Source organism: Acinetobacter sp. Root1280, assembly GCF_001425285.1.
Lineage (GTDB): Bacteria > Pseudomonadota > Gammaproteobacteria > Pseudomonadales > Moraxellaceae > Acinetobacter > Acinetobacter guillouiae.
This window is the reverse complement of record NZ_LMED01000010.1, coordinates 49,779-68,962: the sequence shown is the minus strand read 5'-3', so window position 1 is coordinate 68,962 and position 19,184 is coordinate 49,779. Positions and strand designations below refer to the sequence as shown.

Genomic DNA, 19,184 nt, shown 5'->3' with positions numbered 1-19,184 from the left:
TTCTAGCACGTATCAGCTAAGGCGCATTAATGTAGCAAATTTAACCGATATTTGCAGTGAGGTAGAGATCAATTATATGTTTTTTTTCATATGCTTCTTTTATTAATATCTATTTTCTTCATAAAGAAATACAAAAACACTATTTTTAATTATAAAAAAACTGGGTAATAGTAGTTTGGACGAGCTAAATAACAAACAACATTTTTAGATATTGAGGTTTCAAAATGACTTTACGATTAGGTGACATTGCACCAGATTTCACTCAGGAATCTAGTGAAGGTCCAATTAAGTTTTATGATTACTTGGGCGACAGTTGGGGTGTTTTATTCTCACACCCTGCTGATTATACGCCAGTATGTACCACTGAGCTGGGCTATACCGCAAAACTAAAAGATGAGTTTGAACAGCGTGGGGTAAAAGCCATTGCCCTTTCAGTCGATGATGTTGAATCACATAAAGGTTGGATCAACGACATCAATGAAACGCAAAATACTACTGTAAACTTCCCAATCATTGCAGACAAAGATCGTAAGGTGTCAACGCTGTATGATTTCATTCATCCAAATGCCAGTGAAACGCTCACCGTACGTTCTTTAATTATTATTGATCCCAATAAGAAAGTTCGCTTAATCATTACTTACCCTGCATCAACTGGACGTAATTTTAAAGAAATTTTACGTGTGATTGATTCATTACAACTGACTGACAATTATAAAGTTGCCACACCTGCAAACTGGCAAGATGGTGAAGATGTTGTCATCGTCCCGTCGATCAAAGATGAAGCGGAGCTTAAAGAACGCTTCCCAAAAGGTTATACGGCGGTTAAGCCTTATCTTCGTCTTACCCCACAACCCAATAAATAATATGCAATATTGATTTTTTAGATTAGAGCTAACTAACTTCAAAAGATCACATCCAAACTTGATGTGGTCTTTTTTAAGATCCACTGATTGCAACGAAACTCTTTTTCCCTCTTCAAAATACACCAAACAACAAATACTAAAATAAAAGCAAAATCATTTAAAAATAAAAAAGGCACCGAAGTGCCTTTTATGATCAAAGATCAGCGAACAAATGTTATGCAGGAATACGTAAAACTTGTCCTGGGAAAATATCATCCGCATTTTTTAACAATGGGCGGTTCGCTTCAAAAATTTTATTATATTGGTTGGCATCACCATAAAATTCTTTTGAAATTTTAGACAAATTATCGCCTGATTTAACCGTATAGAACTTACTTTCAGGTTCAGGTGTTGCCACTGTCATTTGATCATCAACTTGCGCCACATGGTCAATATTCCCCACAGCAAGAATGATTTTCTCTTTATCTGCCTGAGTTTGTACCTGACCGTGAATCGTGGCCAAATCAGAAGTACTATTATAACTTACCGAAAGCCCTGTTACTGGCAAGCCTAACGCTTTAATGTGCCCCAACAACTTATTGGCAATTTCTTGTGCAGACGGTTCAGCTGGCGTTGCTGGTGCCGCTTGTGGCTCAGCTGGTGCAGTATTTTTCTTGCCAATTCCTTTAATAAAATCAAAAAGACCCATATGTCGTACTCCATATCATTATTGAAAGTTGTTTTACTGTGAATGTATTACTGTGAACTGTTATACAAATTTAAGAACTCTATTTTTATAGCGAAAAAGTGTCAGAGTGTGCGTTGTCATTGGTGATAAAAAGGTAACGGTATGTAACCAATGTTTTTGATTTTAAACTTATTTAGTTGCTTTTTTAGGTTAAGGATCGCCAAGCAAGCATTCACTCAATACAGCTAAATTCAGGCATAAAAAAACCACCTAAAGGTGGTCTTTTTACGTATAACAACAACGTGCTATACAATCAACACATTAACCAAGTTTTTTAGTTACATAGTCGATAGCTGATTGAACAGTTGTGATTTCGTTAGAATCTTCATCTGGAATAGTGATGTCGAAGTCATTTTCGAAAGACATAACAAGTTCTACTAGGTCTAGAGAATCAGCACCCAAATCATCCATGAAAGATGCTTCGTTTTTGATTTCTTCAGCTTTGATACCTAATTGTTCTGCAACAGCTTGTTTAATGCGTTGTTCGATATCGCTCACAGGAATTCTCCTCATTGCTTGTGGCGGCTTTTAATTGCCTGATAGTTTAATTGAATATTTACTTTTTTCAAAGTTTATACATCGCATTACGCCATGTATAAACCACCATTTACGTGTAATACTGTGCCTGTAATGTAACTGGCTTTGTCAGAAGCCAAAAAACTTACTGCATTTGCAATATCTTCTGGTTGACCAAATCGGTTTAACGCAACTTGATCACTCATTTTTTTGCGAATATCTTCACTTAACTGCTCAGTCATTTCTGTTGCGATAAAACCAGGCGCAATACAGTTAACTGTAATCTGACGGCTTCCCATTTCTTTTGCAAGACTGCGACTGAAAGCCTCAATCCCTGCTTTTGCAGCAGAATAGTTGGCTTGTCCTGGGTTAGCAAAATGCGCAACAACAGAACTGATATTAATAATGCGTCCAAAGCGAGCTTTGGTCATACCTTTCAATACACGTTTAGATAAGCGGAATACAGCTTTAAGATGAATATTGAGAATATCGTCCCAATCATCTTCAGACATACGTAACAGTAAATTGTCTTTGGTAATCCCCGCATTGTTCACAAGTATCATCACTGAACCATATTTTTGTTCAATGTCAGATACCAATGCATCAATTGCAGCACCATCACGTACATCAAGTAATGCACCAGCACCATTTTCAGCAAAAACTGTTGAAAGTTTTTCTGCGCCCGCTGCTGATGTTGCCGTACCTACAACAAAATAACCGTCTTGAATCAATTGCTGAGCGATGGCAGCACCAATCCCTCGGCTCGCGCCTGTCACTAATGCGACTTTGCGTTCTTGTGTCATGCAATTTTCCCTTCAGCCACTAAGATAGCATTCAGTGCATCTTCCATACGACTTTGTGTATCGAGTGGAAATGCTTTTTCGATATTTGGTAAACGTTTTGCTAAATTCGCCAATACATTACCTGGACCACATTCAGCAACATACTGAATACCTTGGTCTTGGATGAATTGCATGGTTTTAGTCCACTGTACTGACTGATACAGTTGCGCCGTTAATGCTAAGCGTAATTGGCTTGTATCTGTCGCGATTCCAGCATTGACATTTTGTATTACAGGAATACTTGGTAGCTCAATGGCAGTTTGTTCCAAAGCTTCTGCAAACTGTTCAGCAGCAGGTTTCATTAGAGAACAATGTGATGGTACAGATACAGGTAATGCAATCGCTTTACCGCCGTTTTCTTTGGCAACGGTCATGACAGCTTCGACTAGAGTTTTGTCACCTGCGATAACAACTTGGCCTTGCGCATTATAGTTTGCAGCTTCAACAGAACCACGGCCTTGAACATTGGCTTGCTCACACAGTTCAAGTACTTTCGCATCATCTAGACCGAGAATAGCCGCCATCGCGCCTTGCCCCTGAGGCACAGCACTTTGCATCAATTTACCGCGTAAATTTACCAACTTGACTGCATCTGCCAAAGTCATCGACTCTGCAGCAACTAAAGCACTGTATTCGCCTAAGGAATGACCTGCGAGGTATTTTGGTACAACACCACCAAGATCTAACCATACACGCCATAAAGCAATACTTGCTGTCAATAAAACAGGTTGGGTATTTTCTGTTTGATCTAAACCTTCACCGCTTTGTGCAATGTGCCATAAATCAAAACCGATGGCATCTGATGCTTCAGTAAAGGTTTCTTGTACACCACTAAACTGTTCTGCAAGTTCAGCAAGCATACCCACTTTTTGTGAACCTTGACCTGGAAACAAAAATGCAGTTTTTGTTGCTTGAGCTGCTTGTTCGAGTCGTTTGGCAGACATATAAAAAGTCCCTTATTTAATCTTGATCGTTTCCGATGGCGCAATTTTACATTAAAAAAAAATTTATTTAATTGCGAAATACAACAAAAAACCCAGTCATTGAAAACAAAAAAAGGGAGCTTTCGCTCCCATTTTTTTACTAAGCTTGCGCTTAATAGTTCACCAATTATTCAGCATCAGCTGCTTTAGCGAATAATTGACGACCACGGTAGAAACCATCTTTAGTCACGTGGTGACGACGGTGAGTTTCACCAGTAGTTTGGTCTACAGTTAATGCATTCTCGGTTAAAGCGTCATGTGAACGGCGCATGTCACGGCGAGAGCGACTTTTACGGTTTTGCTGAACGGCCATGATGGCTCCTTACAAATCGAAAAAATGGATCAGAACAAATTCGGTTGTCTTAACTTAACAGTATAACACAAAATTTAGTTAAGTTTACCCTTCAAACCTGCCAAAACTTCAAACGGATTATCCCGTTTTTCTTCAACAGTGTCCTGAACGGCTGGTTGATGCTTATGTTCACAAGCGTCATGCTTAGGAGACAGAGGCATCAACAATAACAATTCATCTTCTAAAAGTGCAAGTAAATCAACAGTCGAAGGAGTATTGGTTAAATAATCCCCTTTAATTGTTGCTTCACTTTCACCTAGTACGATGAAATCAGCATCCTCATCCAAGCGCTCTATCAGTGACTCATCATCTATTAAAGCCAAATGGAAGTCAGAAACTAACGTAATTTCAACAGAATCCAGACAACGCTGACATTCCATTGGAACTTTAGTATCTACATGACCATCTAGCCAAACAATACGATGATACGCATCCATTGATAGCTTACAGTCTATATTGATCAATTGATCATCAATTGATCCAACAGCTTCACGGGAAATACGAACAAAGCGAGACAATGGCAGGGTACCTGACCATGTAAAGCCTTGTTCAGCCCATTTAAACGGCTCTATCTGTGCCGGAAAGGTATTTGCTGACATAATTAAGGCGGCAATTCTACAAATTCATAGGTACTCTGTCAAAGATTAAGATACAATTTTGTACTTATTTAGACAGATCTCTTGAGTAATACAAGCCATGCATCAGTTGCAGCCGCAACCTGAAGTCACTACTTCATTACAATTCAATACGCATTTAACTTCTGAAAACACATTGCAAGCCACCGATGTGCAACGCTTATCATGGGCTAACTTACAAACAGAAGTGCAACACGTTGATTGGCTTATCTTACACTTTAATCACTGGTTTTCCCACTTAAATGTGACGCTTGTTCGTGGTGATTTTGAACCAGAGTATTTCCCTGCTAGCGAACACAGCCCTGCCCGTATTCAGTTTGCGCATGGTTTTTTCAACAGCGCTCTGCACGAAATTAGTCATTGGAGCATTGCCGGAGAAAAGCGCCGTTTATTGCCTGATCTCGGTTATTGGTATGCACCCGATGGTCGTACAGCTGAACAACAAGCCTTATTTGAGCAGGTTGAAATCAAGCCTCAAGCCATTGAATGGTTATTTTCCAAAGCATTTGGACGAAAATTTCGAGTTTCGCTGGATAATCTGACTGGTGAAGGTGGTGACGGCTCGACATTTAAAGACAATGTTTATGCACAAGTTCAGGATTTTTTTTCGGGTAAAACCAAACTTCCACGCGATGCAAAGCACTTCATTCAGTGTATTTGTCTATGTACTCGAGGTGGCAAAACATTACAAAGCACTGAATTTAATCGTAACGATCTTGATTAAACCCGTAATTTTTTTAAAACATTGATTGCAACGATTTACTTTCCCAAGTAATAATTGAATTAACAATAAATCAGGAGAATAAATATGCTGCATTTAAGAGTACATCCTGACAATCCTCAACCACGTTTAATCAGCCAAGCAGTCGAAAGAATTCGAGCAGGTGATGTTGTGGTTTACCCAACTGATGCGGCTTATGCAATCGGCTGTCAGATTGGAAATAAAAGTGCAATGGAGCGTATTGCTCAGATCCGCGGTCTAGGGGCAAAGCATCAATACGCGATTATCTGTGCAGATTTATCTGATATTGCAACCTATGCCAAAGTAGACAATGCAATGTATCGTCTACTTAAAGCCAATACCCCAGCCGTAACCACATATATTTTACCCGCAACCAGTGAAGTTCCGCGACGCTTGATGCATCCCAAGAAGAAAACCATCGGCTTACGTGTTCCAAGTAATCCCGTCTGTCAGATGCTATTAAAAGAGTTGGGAGAACCCTTACTGACCAGTACCTTGATTTTACCTGGTCAAGATGCACCAATGGATGATCCCTACGATATTGAACAATTATTGGAAAAACGTATTGATGTGTTTATTGACAGTGGTTTAGGCACCTTAACTACCACCAGTATCGTTGATTTATCAGGAGCGAACCCTGAAATTATTCGTCGTGGTGTAGGTGATGTAAGCGCTTTTGAATAAGCGCTTATCCTCTTTTCCTTAGATTAGATCCAAAAGTATCAGCTCAAATTACACCGACTTAATCAATACTTTGTTTTAGCGTGATAAATTCTGGACATTGGGCAAGTACTTGTTTGTTTTCATACAAGACTTCGCCTAAATAATTTTTATAAATAGTCGTTATAGCCACCTGATCTTTTTCTACTACAGTAACAATGCCTTGAGTAATATCCTTATACTTATCCTCTGCTTCTTTTTGATGTATATATTCAAAATAACCACAAGATAAACCATGACTGATTTTCTTAAATTCTGTACGTAAGCGCTCTTGGGTCACAGAACGAGGTAAAGCTTGAGTGATGTTGGTGTAAACTAAAATATGTGGATAATGATTAAGTGCATCAAGTTTAATTGGCAAGCCTACTCGCTCAATGGTGTCATTAATTTTCGTTATAGATACAAACGACTGATAGTCTTCTCTAGCACGTTGTTCAAACTGCTTTTTCCAATAATATTCATTACCAAAAAACAAACCCGCGATAATTAATATTCCAACTGATACAAATTTTATATTCATTTCTTTCTCACGTTACTCGTATTTTTATGATTAAAGCTAAAGAAATAATATATTTTTACACTACAAATTCAATACATTTTTTAAATTTTATAAATAACAAACAAATACTTAAAGATTGAAATATCATATTTTAACGATTACTAAACTTAACGCTTTGATGTTAAAAATGATAAATTTAAAGTTTCTAAATATCCAATTTTGAAACTTTAACTGCTCCCCCTAATTTCAACATGAATAATTGAATTACCATAACTCTATCATTTTTAGATTGGTATTTTTCTCAATTCAGTTTATAAACAAAGCACAATCCTAAAAACAAATGCTTAATTATGATTTATAAGGTACATCATTTACATTGTGGAACCATGTGTCCGATATGCGCACCACTATACGGACAAAAAGGTTTGTATGGCAAAATGGTGTGTCATTGCCTATTGATTGAAACAGACAAAGGTCTTGTATTGATCGATACTGGTTTTGGGATGCAAGACTACTTACATCCGCAAACCCGATTAGGTAAAGCTTTTACTAAAATCAGTGGCATACAAGCTGATTTCAATCTCACAGCCATTTCTCAAATTCAACAATTGGGTTTTAAACCATCCGATGTTCAACATATTTTGGTCAGTCATTTAGACTTAGATCATGCAGGTGGTATTTCAGACTTTCCCAATGCCACGGTTCACATCTTATCTAGTGAGTTTAATGCAGCACAAAAACTTTCAGTCATGAATAAATTGCGTTATCGACAACAACAATTTAAAAATCATCGTTACTGGAATTTTCTTGAACCTAAAAAAGGCGAAGCATGGTTTAACTTCCAAAAAGTTCAAGGTTTTAATATTTTCAATGATGAAATTTTATTGATTCCTTTAGTCGGTCATACTGTAGGACATTGCGGTATAGCGATCAAACAACAAGATAGATGGTTATTGTTCTGTGGCGATGCTTATTTTAATCATCTAGAACTCAACCCTAAGAATAAATTACGCGCGCTCGACAAAATTGAATATCTCCTAGCGGAAGATAATACATTGCGCTTAAAAACATTATCACAACTGCAACAGCTTGCACAGAATGAAGCAAAAATTGAAATTATCTGTGCCCACGATCCTGTTGAACTAGACCGATATTTAAAACATGCTTAAATCTCAATTATTACGTTATACCACTATTTTCGCACTCAGCGTACAGCTTTCAGCATGTATGACAACTGCTGCACTTCCAGATCATGAGCGCCCAAAACAATGGGGAACCATCGTTGCTCCACAGTATAATTTTTATCGGATCAGTGACACCGTTTTTCGTAGTGAACAACCCAGTGCTGAACTTATTCCTGAGTTAAAAACCAATCAAATTGATGTCGTGATTAATTTAAGAAGTCGCAATAACGATAAAACAGTACTTTCAAAACAAAACTTTAAATTGGTTCATATCCCGATCAATACTTGGGCAATTGATCGTCATGATCTACTCAATGTCATGAAAACAATTCAAATCGCAAAAGCTCACAACCAGAAGGTTTTAATCCATTGCTATCATGGTTCTGATCGTACTGGGGCAAGTGTTGCAATGTACCGAATTATTTTTGAGAACTGGTCTGTGAATGATGCTTTAAATGAAATGAAGCATGGCGGTTATGGCTTTCATCCAATCTGGGGCAATATTGAAAAACTTTTTACCCCTGAAAATATAAAATGGATCCGTGAGCAGCTCGCGAATCCATCTTTAACCACAAATACCTAACTCATAGCGTTTAACGTCGGTCTAGAGGTACCCACTCGATTACCCAAGCCGACTTCATGCCTAGACTCGCATCAGAATTGATCTTCTTACGTGCTGAATCCGCAGTCTCTCGATCTTTCGATGGTCCAACCATAATACGAATACCTTTTGAGGTTGGACTCTTGGTCACTTTATACCCTTTGGCACGTAATTTAGCAGCGACAGCATCGGCATTGGCTTCATTAGCGGCAAGCGCAACTTGTACCATCCATTGCTTATCACCATTTTCAAGCAAATCACGTGCTTTTTCAGCTTCCGCTTTTTTCTTTGCTTCTTCTTGTGCTTTGTGTTTTTTATCCGCTTCTGCTTTCTTGTCTTCCGCTTGCTTTTTCTCAGCAGCGGCTTTCTTTTCAGCATCTAGCTTACGTTTTTCATCTGCTTTTTGTTGTTCTTCTAATTTACGTTTCTTTTCTTCAGCGGCTTTTTTATCTGCTTCTGCGGTAGCTTGACGCTTCTGCTCAGCTAACTTTTTTTCAGCATCGGCTTTTTGCTTTAATTGAGCATTTTGCTGTTCAAGTTTTTTCTGCTCTGCTGCTTTCTGTTGTGCTTTGGCTTTTTCATCCTGTACCAGCTCAGGAGGAATATCAGCCCCTTCCTGTGCTGCCGCAGCAGCTGCACCACGTCTTGCATTTGCAGCAGCATACTCTTCAGCTGCTTTACGTGCAGCATCTGCTTCTGCCTGTTGTTGCATACGTAAAAAATCTGCTGCTTTTGCTTCTTGTTCAGCAACCGCTTTTTCACGGGCACGCTTCTGCTCTTCTAACAGACGTTTTTCAGTCGCAACATCGACAGTCAACGGCTGCAATTGTACAGGCTCACCAGCAGGTGCCGCTTTATTTTGCTGAGCTTGGCTTGTCGGCTGTGTCTCTGCTTGGCTTTGGTGGATTTCTTCTTTACCTTTTAGAAGCAATGCCGCCAATAGAACACCACCACTTAATAAAACAACACCACCCATCCAGCGTTGTTTGTTATTCATTGACATTCGTCTAAATACTCCCAGACCGCTTCTAAGGTATGGAATGAACCACACACCAAAATCAGCTGATTATTATTGGTTTCTGCAAGCGCTGATTGAAATGCTGCTTGTACACAATCAAACTGTTCAACTGTCTCATGCTGTAAAGCAGTTTGTAATTGTTCCAATGATGCCGCACGAGGCACAGTTAACGGTGCAATTTTCCACTTTAATACAGTATTTTTCAACAACTTGACCACAGAATCTACATCTTTGTCGGACAACATTGAAAAAACAGAGACAACTTCTGTGTACTGTTTATTGTATTCTAGGAATTTTCGCAATTGCTTTAACAAAAATTCTACACCATGCGGATTGTGTCCCGCATCAAAAATTACTGTTTTATCGTGTATTTTTCTAATTTCAAAGCGCCCTGACAATTGTGCGTTCTGAATACCTTGCGAAATCGCCTGTTGTGAAACCGTTAAACCGCTCACCAAAATTGCAGCGACAGCAGCAGAAATATTTTCCAGTGCCAAGTGTCCTAAAGGAAGTTTTAAAGTCGTTCCTGAGCTTGCAAAATTCCAAGATTGACCATCTTCTGAATTATCATAAAAATAATCATGGTTTAGCGCATACAGCGTGGCATTGGTTTCTTGTACTTTATGTTGTATCGCTTGTGGTATGTCTTGTGTACCGGCAAAAATGACAGGGATATTTGCTCGAATAATACCGGCTTTTTCATAAGCAATTTTTTCAATTGTATCGCCAAGCCAATCAGTATGGTCTAAACCAATATTGGTAATCACAGCCACATCTGGATCAATCACATTGACCACATCCAAACGACCACCAAGACCAACTTCAAGTATCCAAACATCACATTGTTTTTGTTTAAAAATAACAAATGCAGCCAAAGTTGTGGCTTCAAAAAAAGATAAAGATAAATCACAAATACGGCGGGCTTGATCAACCGCAACAAAAGCATCAATCAAAGTTTGATTATCAACTTCTTGTCCAGCCAGTTTAACCCGTTCATTAAAACGATAAATATGTGGAGACTGGTATAAACCAACATTCAGCCCTTGCGCATTCAGAATCGCAGCGAGTGTTGTTGTGGTTGAACCTTTGCCATTTGTTCCAGCAACGGTAATCACTTTGGCTTTAGGGTTAATCACCCCGAGTTGTTCTGCCACAGGAATCACGCGCTCTAAGCCTAAATCAATCCCTGTAACGTGAACATGGCTCCAATAATCGAGCCATGTTTGTAAATCATCAGTATTTAAAGGTGCTGTTTGGTTGTTCAAGGCAAATTCATCAGTTTCGCTACAATACGATATACAGTATCACGTAATGCGTGACGATGAACAATTTGATCGATTACACCATGATCAAGCAAAAATTCCGCACGTTGGAACGGTTCTTCCAGCTTCTCACGTACTGTTTGTTCAATCACACGTTTACCCGCGAAACCGATCATCGCTTTAGGTTCAGCAATATGTACATCACCTAACATTGCCAATGATGCTGTTACACCACCATACACTGGATGGGTTAATACCACGATATACGGAAGATGCGCATCTTTGATTTTTTGAATCGCCGCAGAGGTACGCGCCATTTGCATCAAAGACAACATGCCTTCCTGCATACGAGCACCGCCTGAAGCAGCAAAACAAATCAGTGGTTGCTTATCTTTAATCGCTTTTTCAGCAGCTTGTACAAAACGGTCACCGACCACAGTACCCATTGATCCAGCCATAAAGTCGAATTCAAATGCGCATGCAACCATTGCAATATTTTTAACTTGACCTTGCATCACCACAAGGGCTTCAGTTTCACCTGTTTTTTCCTGCGCTTCTTTAATACGCTCTGGATAAGGCTTGCTGTCTACAAAATGTAAAGGATCTTTTGCTGCAAATTCTTGACCAAGTTCAGTGGTCACATTATCAAAAAACCAATTTAAACGATCACGTGCTTTCATTTTCAAATGTTCATCGCATGATGGACAAACATAGGCATTGAAAGACATTGCAGTACGAGTCACGAGTGCATGACATTCAGGGCACTCAATGGTTGGTTCTGTAAACGTCGCTTTGAGTGTTTGTTGTTGGTCAGGCATATGGATGCCTGGAACTGTACGATCTGTCCACGGCGTTGTTGCGCTGAGGATTTTCCCTGATTTCACTTCTTGATTCATACTAACTCATCGAGCGCGGCTCGAAGCTCCTTGACTTTATTCACTGCTGCTTCAACAGCTTGTTCTGGTGCAAGATTTGCAAATGGTTTGACAAAAGCACTTCCGACAATCACTGCATCAGCAACTTGACCTACGGCTTTTGCAGAAGCGGCATCACTAATCCCAAAACCTACCCCAACTGGAATATCGGTAAAGGTTTTGATTTTTTCAATACGTGCTGCAACTTCCGTTGTATCCAATGTTGCTGCACCCGTTACGCCTTTTAGAGACACATAGTAAATAAAGCCACTTGCTTGTTTCACTACATGCTGAATACGTTCATCGGTAGAGGTTGGTGCAAGCAAGAAGATTTGATCCATATTGTACTTTTGCAATACTTCATCTAAATCTTGTGCTTCTTCAGGTGGTAAATCCACAAGAAGTACACCATCAACACCACAGTCATTCGCATAAGCTACAAACTTTTCATAACCAATCACTTCTACAGGGTTTAAATACCCCATTAAAACAACTGGCGTTGTTGTGTCTTTTTGGCGAAATTCTTTAACCATATTCAAGGCATCAAAGGTATTGGTACCCGCAGCTAAAGCGCGCTCTGCTGCAAGTGCAATCACTGGACCATCTGCCATAGGATCGGAAAATGGCAATCCAAGTTCAACTACGTCTACGCCTGCTGCAACCATTTGATGTAACAATGGTACGGTTACATGTGGTTGAGGATCACCCGCCATAACATAAGAAACCAAAGCCTTACGCTGTTGAGATTTAAGCTGTGCAAAACGAGTGGCTAAACGTGACATAGGATTGTACATTCCTTGAATTGTTCAAACTTGAGGAGTTTTTAGATCATTAAACACCAGTAAATAAATTCAAAATGGATTTATTTACGGTTTAATCATCCAAATGTATAAATACAAGACACTGCATTGTAACGCTATTTTTTACTCAAAGGATAGAGTCACATAGTCGCTCTCGCGTATCTTGTTTTATATGACAAATAATAAAACAACCCATAGATACATTTAGCGCTATTTTCAAGTTGAGGACAATGATCAAAGCTACCTATTTTCAAGCTTACAAAAAAATATCATTATGAGTAAAAAATAAAGTTAAATCATCACCCTACAGCCAAACACCCTATCACACACATCACTTAATTATTTTTCAGAAATTGCAAAAGCTGTTTATACTAGTCAGGATTCTGATTTTTTATCTCCTCTTATGACCACACATTCTCAGGCTAAAGTGCAAGCCAGCGTGCTTGCGCTCTTGCCGCTTATTGTTTTTTTAGCCATTTTTTTAGGCAGTGGTATTTATCACACGATCATTGGTACTGAGTTTGCTTTTTATCAAGTGAAAGCCCCTATTGCTGCTCTTCCTGCAATTATTTTGGCCATCCTGCTGTATAGAGGGAAAATCAATGCCGCTATAGAAACATTTTTGCATGGTGCAAGCCATCCCAATTTAATTTTGATGTTTATGGTCTTTATGCTTGCAGGTGCCTTTGCCAGCGTAACCAGTGCAATCGGTAGTGTGGACTCCACTGTTCAATTTGGTTTATCGATTATTCCATCTGAATTTGTCCTCCCGATGCTTTTCATCATTTCGGCCTTTATTGCCACAGCAATGGGAACATCGATGGGAACCATTGCTGCATGTGCGCCGATTGCTTTTGGTTTTTCTCAAGCAACGGATATTCAGCCCATTTATGCAATTGGTGCTGTGGTCAGCGGGGCAATGTTTGGTGATAACTTATCCATGATTTCAGATACCACCATTGCAGCGACTCGAAGCCTAAATGTAGAACTGCGTGATAAATTTCGAGTGAATATCTGGATTGCACTGCCTGCTGCGATCATCACTATATTGATTTATATTTTGACCAGTCATCATGCACAAACCATTGAATATAAAAACTATAACTTATGGCTTATTTTGCCTTATGTAATCGTGTTCTTTTTAGCATTTACACGTTTACATGTACTTGCAGTACTGACCATCGGAATAGTACTTTCGGGTTGTCTTGGCATCATTGAAAATCCTGAATTTACCCTACTTAAATACAATACCGCTATTTATGATGGCTTTGTGGGTATGTTTGAGGTTGCCTTACTTTCTATGTTCTTAGGTGGTTTATCTGCGATTATGCAAAAAGAAGGCGGTTTAGAATGGTTAATTCAACGTATTTATGCCTTAACTCGCCGATTTAAAATCGGTCAGCAACGTGCGGGAGAAATTGGAATTAGCTTCCTTGTGGTTTTCTCGAATGTGTTTGTCGCAAATAATACTGTTGCCATCATCTTATCTGGAGACATGGCACGAGAAGTTGCCAAAGAATATGCTGTTGATCCCAAACGTGCAGCCGCATTTATGGATATTTTCTCTTGTGTGGTTCAGGGCTTGATTCCATACGGTGCACAACTATTACTTGCATGCTCAATTGCCAAACTGTCCCCTGTTGAGCTGATTGGTTCGATTTATTATTGTTGGGTATTGGCGATATTTGCAATCTTGGCAATCGTATTTAGATTTCCTAAATTAAAGATAACTTGAAATCATGCTGAATCATGGTTTTAAAAAACCAATTCAACAATCAGATCAACCTGTGTTTTGTGCATAAATTAAAAAATTACAATCGTACTAAGCACTTAGATAGTAGAAATACTATCTAAGTGCTTTTTTTTAAAGCATAATTTATTTGAACTGTTTTTTCACAATGACTTCAACTGTTGTTTTTTCTCGAGCAGGGTCTGCCCACTAAAAGCCTTATATGCTCTGGTTAAAGCTGACTGATCTGAATAACCTAACTGCATCGCAATTTCACTGAACGGCATGTGGCTTTCCAATAAAAAATCACAACGCTTCATCCGTTCAATCTCTACAATTTTTTTAAACGATGTCTGTAAGTCACTTAACTGTCGTTGTAAAGTCCGGGTGGATATATGAAGTTCTTGAGTAAGTTCTTCAATTTTTGGGGCTTGTTGTTTTAACTTTAAATATTCTGCCACAATCAAATGTAAACGCTGAGCAATGGTTTCATAGCGAGGTTTAGATGCAATAGCTTCCTCTGCTTGCTTAACCAAAAGCTGCATTAAGGATGGATCTGCCTGTTGGATTTTTAAATTTAAACCTGCTGAGGCTAAAACAAAACTGTATTGCGGTTGATGGAAAGAGACTTCACAGCCGTAGAACTTTTGATAATGATAGAATGCCATCTGTGGTGCATGAGCAAAATGCACCGCATGCAATGGAAATTGATTTGGCGGTACAATTTTACGCGCGAGATGCATCATTAACGCATTGGTAAATTCATTAATAAGAATGTATTTTTCATGATGAAAGGGCCAAATTAAATGTACATATTCTCCCTTGAGCTGCATTTGCATTGGAATAACTTCATCACCATCAATCACCAAACGACTAAAGCGCATAATATTTTGTAAAGCTTCTGCCACGGTTGTACTTCGTGATGCCATATAGCCCAAAACCCCAAAATGCTCAGGTCGCACATATTCTGCCATTTCAAAAACGATCTGAGGGCAATCTAGCGCTTGTTTGGTTTTTTCAATCAGTTGATGAAAGAAGAAATAGGAAGATTGTGTATCAATCGGCTGTGACAAAATTCCAATTAAATGTTTTTTTTCATCCGCTTGTAAGAAATCAAGCGTCGCAAGATCAATCCCTCGTTCAGACAGATACATCTGCCAGAGATGAAAATAACCATTTGGAATCTGTAATTCCTGCATCGTCTTGCACTCTTTTTAATCCTTTAACTTAGAAAATTGACATTGCAAATTTTCATTTTGTCGTAAAATGTATAAAAAATGGCAATATCTGTCAAAACAAACTTGCAAAATCCCGACATACTGAAATCATCAACAGTGATGCAAGTAAAATAAAATGAATGCATTAGTTACATATCAGGTCGACCCAGTGGTTCGAACCAAGCTCAACTTTAAACTTGAAGAAGTGCCACGCTTCTGGTTTGGTGGAGATCCATTCCGCACGCGACTATTTGACGCACTTAGTCTGACCTTCCCCGATGGTGAACGCTATTTCATAGAAAGTGTTCGGCTCTTCCGTGACAAAATCACCGATCCAGATTTACAACAACGTGTTGCTGATTTTATTCGTCAAGAAGCACAACATGGTATTGCACATGACAAAATGAATCAGGTCATGAAAGATCAAGGCATGCCTGTCGATCAATTTATCCAACTTTTAAGTAAGATTTTTAAATTTGAATTGAGCCAACGCTCGCCTCAATACAATATTGCGATGACAGCTGCCGCCGAACATCTCACCGCTTTGATGGCAGAAACATTTTATCGCCATAAAGCAACCTTATCTGAAGCACATCCTTATGTCCGGGCCTTACTGGCGTGGCATTCTATTGAAGAAATGGAACATCGAGATGTGGCCTTTGATGTGATGCAACAAGTCGGTGAGGTCCCTGACAACTTACGTCGATTTGCTTTAGCCTTTACCACCATAATGATGTTCAACTTTACCCTCTACCGTGCCAATATCATGCTTAAACATGATGGATTCAGCCGTATAGAACGTTTAAAAATGGCAACGCAAGGATTGCCTTGGTTCTTCGGTAAAAAAGGGATTTTATCTGCAATGAAAAATGAATATTTAGACTGGTTTAAAAAAGATTTTCATCCGAGCCAACACCCTGTAATTCAACAATATCAAGTTTGGGTCGATACGATGGCTGAAACCAATGATCCTATTCAAGCAGGTGAAGCATTTTGGCAGGCTGGACTATAGCTGTCTTGATATAAACCGATCAGTTCTATCCTGAATAGGGATTTGAACTGAATAATGCGAGAAATAAAACAATGAATGCATATGTAAAACACCAAGTTGATCCTGTGGTTCGCAGCAATTTAGATTTTAGATTGAATGAAGTTCCACGCTTTTGGTTTGATAATGACCCTTTTCGTACCCGTATGTTTGATGCACTGAGTTTGACCTTTCCTGTAGGGGAAAGATATTTCATTCAAAGTGTTCGGGCACTGCGTGACAAAATCACCGATCCAGATTTACAGCAACGTGTCACGGATTTTATTCGACAGGAAGCACAGCACGGTATTGCACATGACAAAATGAATGAAGAAATGCTGCACCAAGGCATGCCTGTTGATCAGTTTGTAAAATTTATGGGTGCACATTTCGAGCATATACTGAAACATCGTTCCAAACAGTACAACATTGCCATGACTGCCGCAGCAGAACATCTTACCGCATTAATGGCAGAAACTTTTTACAGTAAACAAGAGACTTTAGCGGAGGTCCATCCTTTTGTTCGTGCTCTATTTGCTTGGCATTCAATCGAAGAAATGGAACATCGAGATGTCGCTTTTGATGTCATGAAAGAGGTTGGAGAAGTTCCTGAAAACTTACGTAAATTTGCGCTTGCCTTTGTCACTTTACAAATGTTTGGATTTACCTTTTACCGTGCCAATGTCATGCTTAAATACGATGGATTCAGTCGTTTGCAACGTGCTCAATTTGCACTCAAAGGTATTCCATGGTTTTTTGGCAAACACGGTAAATTATCAGCAATGCGTGAACAATACCTAGATTGGTTTAAACCTGATTTTCATCCGAGCCAGCACCCTGTGATTCGACAATATCAGGTTTGGGTCGATGTTTTGGCCGAAACCAATGATCCGATTCAAGCAGGTGAAGCGTTTTGGAAAGCCGCGTTATAAGGTTAAAAAAGCTTTAAATTAGAACAGCCTTACCATTTCGCGTAATGCTGTTCCAACAAGCCATAGGCTTGGTCTAATTGAATACACTCACCAACTTCAGATTCGACCGTACCACTAATGCGTGATTGCCATTGGCTAAACTGACTACCCACCAAACGTAAATTTAAGTTTTCAAATCTCCGCCAGCCGGTTTCAACTGTCAGATTTAATTTCTGGTCTAAAGAACGAATTGACCAAAGGTTCGCATCTATCTTTTCAAACAGTACATCGGCAACTGCATATAGAACACCATTGACCCACAGACAATTTTCATTGCCAAAACTCTCATTTACACCCGAAGCGAGGTTTAAGCCTATACGGTTTCCTTGCGTATCCCAAAAGTTACACGATAACCAAAACCACGCTGTTTCGGGTCTTAGAAATCCACAGGTGTCATCGAGAGATGCCAATGTTTTTTCATTAAAATCTATACGCGCTTTATCTTTATTGATAAAGAAGCCTTCTACAGCCAAGGTGGTTTTCTTTTGCGTATAGGTCCAACCATTAATACCATTGGGACTGCATAAGCTTAAAGGCTCTGTTCCTGCACAAAAAATGCGGGCTTTTAACTGCTCTTCACCATTTCGAGTTGCCCGTATATAACGCACACCATTGGCATGTTGCATTTCAAATTCAAAAGGTGATTTACTAAAGTGACTTTGGCTATACAAAGGCTGCTCATCTAAGCTTGTCCCTCGCCCTAAAATCGTATTGGCATTCCATTCTAAAACTTCATTCGTTGAATGGTCATAGACATAAATAAAGCCATGCCCTGCCCAACCAATATCTGCTATTGCGATACCGATAGAATAGTGTTCATGCTGGATACCACAAAATTTAAACTTTTTATATTTTAAATGTTTACGCCAACCTGTTAATACTTTGCCATACGGGGTTTTGTAGATATATTGATTAACATTAATCTTACTCGGCACATCTTTAAAACGCCCATAACGGGGTTGACCATTGCTTTGTATTAAATCCATGTGAATTCCCAATCCTTTTATAAGGGAAGTATCAGACTTTAGTCGGTCCTTCGATTATTGCTATTTTTTCAAATTTAGCAACACCATCACACACCAAATCAATCCACTTTTATCACGATTTAACCTATAAAATATTCGCTTGATAGATAAAATTTAGCTTTGATTTAATTCATAAAAAATAGGGCAAATGCCCTATTTTTTAATCTGAAAAAATTACTTTGCAGGACCACCCCACTGATTTGTTTCAGGCTTGGTATCTGAAGCAAACCAGTAAATTAAAACAAAGGCACCAAAAGGAACAAAGATAAGCAGATACCACCAACCTGTCTTTCCTATATCATGTAAACGGCGAGCTGCAACTGAAATTGAAGGCACGATCAGTGCTAATACAGTGATCAAATACAATACAAACGGTTTTTTAAAAATGATTGAGTCTAAAATCACTGCAATGATCAGTACAACAAACTGTATCAATACAAAGTACCAATATTCTTTACGGCGAGCACGCCCAGAAAAGTTGGTATAATTACTTAGGCATTTTTTAAACCAATCAATCGCATTATATTGATCTTCGGTTTTATTTTGTGACATTGCTT

The 19,184-nt window shown here is 39.0% G+C and carries 22 protein-coding genes; 8 read left to right on the top strand and 14 right to left on the bottom strand.

Annotated features, from left to right (window positions below):
• Positions 1-224 precede the first annotated feature (224 nt).
• Complete coding sequence (locus ASC84_RS09415) at positions 225-863, top strand: peroxiredoxin (protein WP_004723953.1); 639 nt, start codon at positions 225-227, stop codon at positions 861-863.
• Between the two features lie 214 nt (positions 864-1,077).
• On the opposite strand, the gene lysM is transcribed toward ASC84_RS09415, so the two are convergent.
• From lysM to ASC84_RS09385, 6 genes are all read right to left on the bottom strand, one after another.
• Entirely contained in the window at positions 1,078-1,551 is a 474-nt protein-coding gene (lysM, locus tag ASC84_RS09410; protein WP_056514030.1) for a peptidoglycan-binding protein LysM, read from the bottom strand.
• Positions 1,552-1,851: 300 nt separating this feature from the next.
• Positions 1,852-2,088, bottom strand: coding sequence for an acyl carrier protein (gene acpP / locus ASC84_RS09405; protein WP_004723957.1), 237 nt, complete (start codon positions 2,086-2,088; stop codon positions 1,852-1,854).
• 86 nt (positions 2,089-2,174) lie between these two features.
• Positions 2,175-2,909, bottom strand: a complete 735-nt coding sequence (fabG, locus tag ASC84_RS09400) for a 3-oxoacyl-ACP reductase FabG (RefSeq protein ID WP_004723960.1) — start codon at positions 2,907-2,909, stop codon at positions 2,175-2,177.
• Complete coding sequence (gene fabD, locus ASC84_RS09395; protein WP_004723962.1) at positions 2,906-3,892, bottom strand: ACP S-malonyltransferase; 987 nt, start codon at positions 3,890-3,892, stop codon at positions 2,906-2,908. Before fabD ends, fabG begins: the two co-directional genes overlap by 4 nt.
• A gap of 166 nt (positions 3,893-4,058) precedes the next feature.
• Positions 4,059-4,244 carry a 50S ribosomal protein L32 gene (gene rpmF, locus ASC84_RS09390; protein ID WP_004723964.1) on the bottom strand — a complete coding sequence of 62 codons (186 nt, stop codon included), beginning with the start codon at positions 4,242-4,244 and terminating at the stop codon, positions 4,059-4,061.
• A 74-nt stretch (positions 4,245-4,318) separates the two neighbouring features.
• Positions 4,319-4,882: a DUF177 domain-containing protein gene (locus ASC84_RS09385; protein WP_004723966.1), complete on the bottom strand. Its 564-nt coding sequence runs from the start codon at positions 4,880-4,882 to the stop codon at positions 4,319-4,321.
• Between the two features lie 97 nt (positions 4,883-4,979).
• Between ASC84_RS09385 and ASC84_RS09380 the strand changes: the two genes are divergently transcribed.
• Positions 4,980-5,642 (top strand): elongation factor P hydroxylase, encoded by a 663-nt coding sequence (locus ASC84_RS09380; RefSeq protein ID WP_056514029.1) that lies wholly within the window; start codon positions 4,980-4,982, stop codon positions 5,640-5,642.
• A gap of 84 nt (positions 5,643-5,726) precedes the next feature.
• The gene (locus tag ASC84_RS09375) at positions 5,727-6,344 is read left to right on the top strand and encodes an L-threonylcarbamoyladenylate synthase (RefSeq protein ID WP_004817743.1); all 618 of its coding nucleotides are present in this window, start codon (positions 5,727-5,729) and stop codon (positions 6,342-6,344) included.
• Between the two features lie 58 nt (positions 6,345-6,402).
• On the opposite strand, the gene ASC84_RS09370 is transcribed toward ASC84_RS09375, so the two are convergent.
• A complete protein-coding gene (locus ASC84_RS09370) occupies positions 6,403-6,900 on the bottom strand; it encodes a hypothetical protein (protein ID WP_056514021.1) in 498 nt (165 codons plus the stop codon).
• Positions 6,901-7,229: 329 nt separating this feature from the next.
• Between ASC84_RS09370 and ASC84_RS09365 the strand changes: the two genes are divergently transcribed.
• Positions 7,230-8,048, top strand: coding sequence for an MBL fold metallo-hydrolase (locus tag ASC84_RS09365; protein ID WP_056514014.1), 819 nt, complete (start codon positions 7,230-7,232; stop codon positions 8,046-8,048).
• Positions 8,041-8,646 carry a dual specificity protein phosphatase family protein gene (locus tag ASC84_RS09360; protein WP_056514008.1) on the top strand — a complete coding sequence of 202 codons (606 nt, stop codon included), beginning with the start codon at positions 8,041-8,043 and terminating at the stop codon, positions 8,644-8,646. The genes ASC84_RS09365 and ASC84_RS09360 overlap by 8 nt, the downstream gene beginning before the upstream one ends.
• 10 nt (positions 8,647-8,656) lie before the next feature.
• Here the strand turns inward: ASC84_RS09360 and ASC84_RS09355 are convergent, their stop codons facing one another.
• The 4 genes from ASC84_RS09355 to trpA are packed head-to-tail and all read right to left on the bottom strand — an operon-like array spanning position 8,657 to position 12,640.
• On the bottom strand, positions 8,657-9,667 hold the full coding sequence (locus ASC84_RS09355; RefSeq protein WP_056514007.1) for an SPOR domain-containing protein: 1,011 nt from the start codon (positions 9,665-9,667) through the stop codon (positions 8,657-8,659).
• Positions 9,658-10,947 (bottom strand): bifunctional tetrahydrofolate synthase/dihydrofolate synthase, encoded by a 1,290-nt coding sequence (folC, locus tag ASC84_RS09350; protein ID WP_056514006.1) that lies wholly within the window; start codon positions 10,945-10,947, stop codon positions 9,658-9,660. The genes ASC84_RS09355 and folC overlap by 10 nt, the downstream gene beginning before the upstream one ends.
• Positions 10,944-11,840, bottom strand: coding sequence for an acetyl-CoA carboxylase, carboxyltransferase subunit beta (gene accD / locus ASC84_RS09345; protein ID WP_004723984.1), 897 nt, complete (start codon positions 11,838-11,840; stop codon positions 10,944-10,946). Before accD ends, folC begins: the two co-directional genes overlap by 4 nt.
• Complete coding sequence (trpA, locus tag ASC84_RS09340; RefSeq protein ID WP_004723986.1) at positions 11,837-12,640, bottom strand: tryptophan synthase subunit alpha; 804 nt, start codon at positions 12,638-12,640, stop codon at positions 11,837-11,839. Before trpA ends, accD begins: the two co-directional genes overlap by 4 nt.
• A gap of 421 nt (positions 12,641-13,061) precedes the next feature.
• On the opposite strand from trpA, the gene ASC84_RS09335 reads away from it, so the two are divergent.
• Positions 13,062-14,393, top strand: a complete 1,332-nt coding sequence (locus ASC84_RS09335; RefSeq protein ID WP_056514005.1) for a Na+/H+ antiporter NhaC family protein — start codon at positions 13,062-13,064, stop codon at positions 14,391-14,393.
• Between the two features lie 158 nt (positions 14,394-14,551).
• Here the strand turns inward: ASC84_RS09335 and ASC84_RS09330 are convergent, their stop codons facing one another.
• The gene (locus ASC84_RS09330; RefSeq protein WP_056514004.1) at positions 14,552-15,586 is read right to left on the bottom strand and encodes an AraC family transcriptional regulator; all 1,035 of its coding nucleotides are present in this window, start codon (positions 15,584-15,586) and stop codon (positions 14,552-14,554) included.
• Positions 15,587-15,740: 154 nt separating this feature from the next.
• On the opposite strand from ASC84_RS09330, the gene ASC84_RS09325 reads away from it, so the two are divergent.
• Both ASC84_RS09325 and ASC84_RS09320 read left to right on the top strand, forming a co-directional pair.
• Positions 15,741-16,616, top strand: a complete 876-nt coding sequence (locus ASC84_RS09325) for a metal-dependent hydrolase (RefSeq protein WP_056514003.1) — start codon at positions 15,741-15,743, stop codon at positions 16,614-16,616.
• A gap of 71 nt (positions 16,617-16,687) precedes the next feature.
• Positions 16,688-17,563 (top strand): metal-dependent hydrolase, encoded by an 876-nt coding sequence (locus tag ASC84_RS09320; RefSeq protein ID WP_056514002.1) that lies wholly within the window; start codon positions 16,688-16,690, stop codon positions 17,561-17,563.
• A 29-nt stretch (positions 17,564-17,592) separates the two neighbouring features.
• On the opposite strand, the gene ASC84_RS09315 is transcribed toward ASC84_RS09320, so the two are convergent.
• A complete protein-coding gene (locus tag ASC84_RS09315; protein ID WP_056514001.1) occupies positions 17,593-18,588 on the bottom strand; it encodes a DUF2804 domain-containing protein in 996 nt (331 codons plus the stop codon).
• A gap of 213 nt (positions 18,589-18,801) precedes the next feature.
• Positions 18,802-19,179: a DUF805 domain-containing protein gene (locus ASC84_RS09310; protein WP_056513999.1), complete on the bottom strand. Its 378-nt coding sequence runs from the start codon at positions 19,177-19,179 to the stop codon at positions 18,802-18,804.
• Between the last annotated feature and the right edge of the window lie 5 nt (positions 19,180-19,184).

Coding starts and splice junctions, on each gene's coding strand:
- ASC84_RS09310 (WP_056513999.1), bottom strand. CDS start 19,179: ATGTCACAAAATAAAACCGAAGATCAATATAATGCGATTGATTGGTTT.
- fabD (WP_004723962.1), bottom strand. CDS start 3,892: ATGTCTGCCAAACGACTCGAACAAGCAGCTCAAGCAACAAAAACTGCA.
- fabG (WP_004723960.1), bottom strand. CDS start 2,909: ATGACACAAGAACGCAAAGTCGCATTAGTGACAGGCGCGAGCCGAGGG.
- ASC84_RS09360 (WP_056514008.1), top strand. CDS start 8,041: ATGCTTAAATCTCAATTATTACGTTATACCACTATTTTCGCACTCAGC.
- ASC84_RS09330 (WP_056514004.1), bottom strand. CDS start 15,586: ATGCAGGAATTACAGATTCCAAATGGTTATTTTCATCTCTGGCAGATG.
- ASC84_RS09415 (WP_004723953.1), top strand. CDS start 225: ATGACTTTACGATTAGGTGACATTGCACCAGATTTCACTCAGGAATCT.
- ASC84_RS09355 (WP_056514007.1), bottom strand. CDS start 9,667: ATGTCAATGAATAACAAACAACGCTGGATGGGTGGTGTTGTTTTATTA.
- lysM (WP_056514030.1), bottom strand. CDS start 1,551: ATGGGTCTTTTTGATTTTATTAAAGGAATTGGCAAGAAAAATACTGCA.
- trpA (WP_004723986.1), bottom strand. CDS start 12,640: ATGTCACGTTTAGCCACTCGTTTTGCACAGCTTAAATCTCAACAGCGT.
- ASC84_RS09325 (WP_056514003.1), top strand. CDS start 15,741: ATGAATGCATTAGTTACATATCAGGTCGACCCAGTGGTTCGAACCAAG.
- ASC84_RS09320 (WP_056514002.1), top strand. CDS start 16,688: ATGAATGCATATGTAAAACACCAAGTTGATCCTGTGGTTCGCAGCAAT.
- ASC84_RS09370 (WP_056514021.1), bottom strand. CDS start 6,900: ATGAATATAAAATTTGTATCAGTTGGAATATTAATTATCGCGGGTTTG.
- ASC84_RS09380 (WP_056514029.1), top strand. CDS start 4,980: ATGCATCAGTTGCAGCCGCAACCTGAAGTCACTACTTCATTACAATTC.
- rpmF (WP_004723964.1), bottom strand. CDS start 4,244: ATGGCCGTTCAGCAAAACCGTAAAAGTCGCTCTCGCCGTGACATGCGC.
- ASC84_RS09375 (WP_004817743.1), top strand. CDS start 5,727: ATGCTGCATTTAAGAGTACATCCTGACAATCCTCAACCACGTTTAATC.
- accD (WP_004723984.1), bottom strand. CDS start 11,840: ATGAATCAAGAAGTGAAATCAGGGAAAATCCTCAGCGCAACAACGCCG.
- ASC84_RS09335 (WP_056514005.1), top strand. CDS start 13,062: ATGACCACACATTCTCAGGCTAAAGTGCAAGCCAGCGTGCTTGCGCTC.
- ASC84_RS09365 (WP_056514014.1), top strand. CDS start 7,230: ATGATTTATAAGGTACATCATTTACATTGTGGAACCATGTGTCCGATA.
- ASC84_RS09385 (WP_004723966.1), bottom strand. CDS start 4,882: ATGTCAGCAAATACCTTTCCGGCACAGATAGAGCCGTTTAAATGGGCT.
- ASC84_RS09315 (WP_056514001.1), bottom strand. CDS start 18,588: ATGGATTTAATACAAAGCAATGGTCAACCCCGTTATGGGCGTTTTAAA.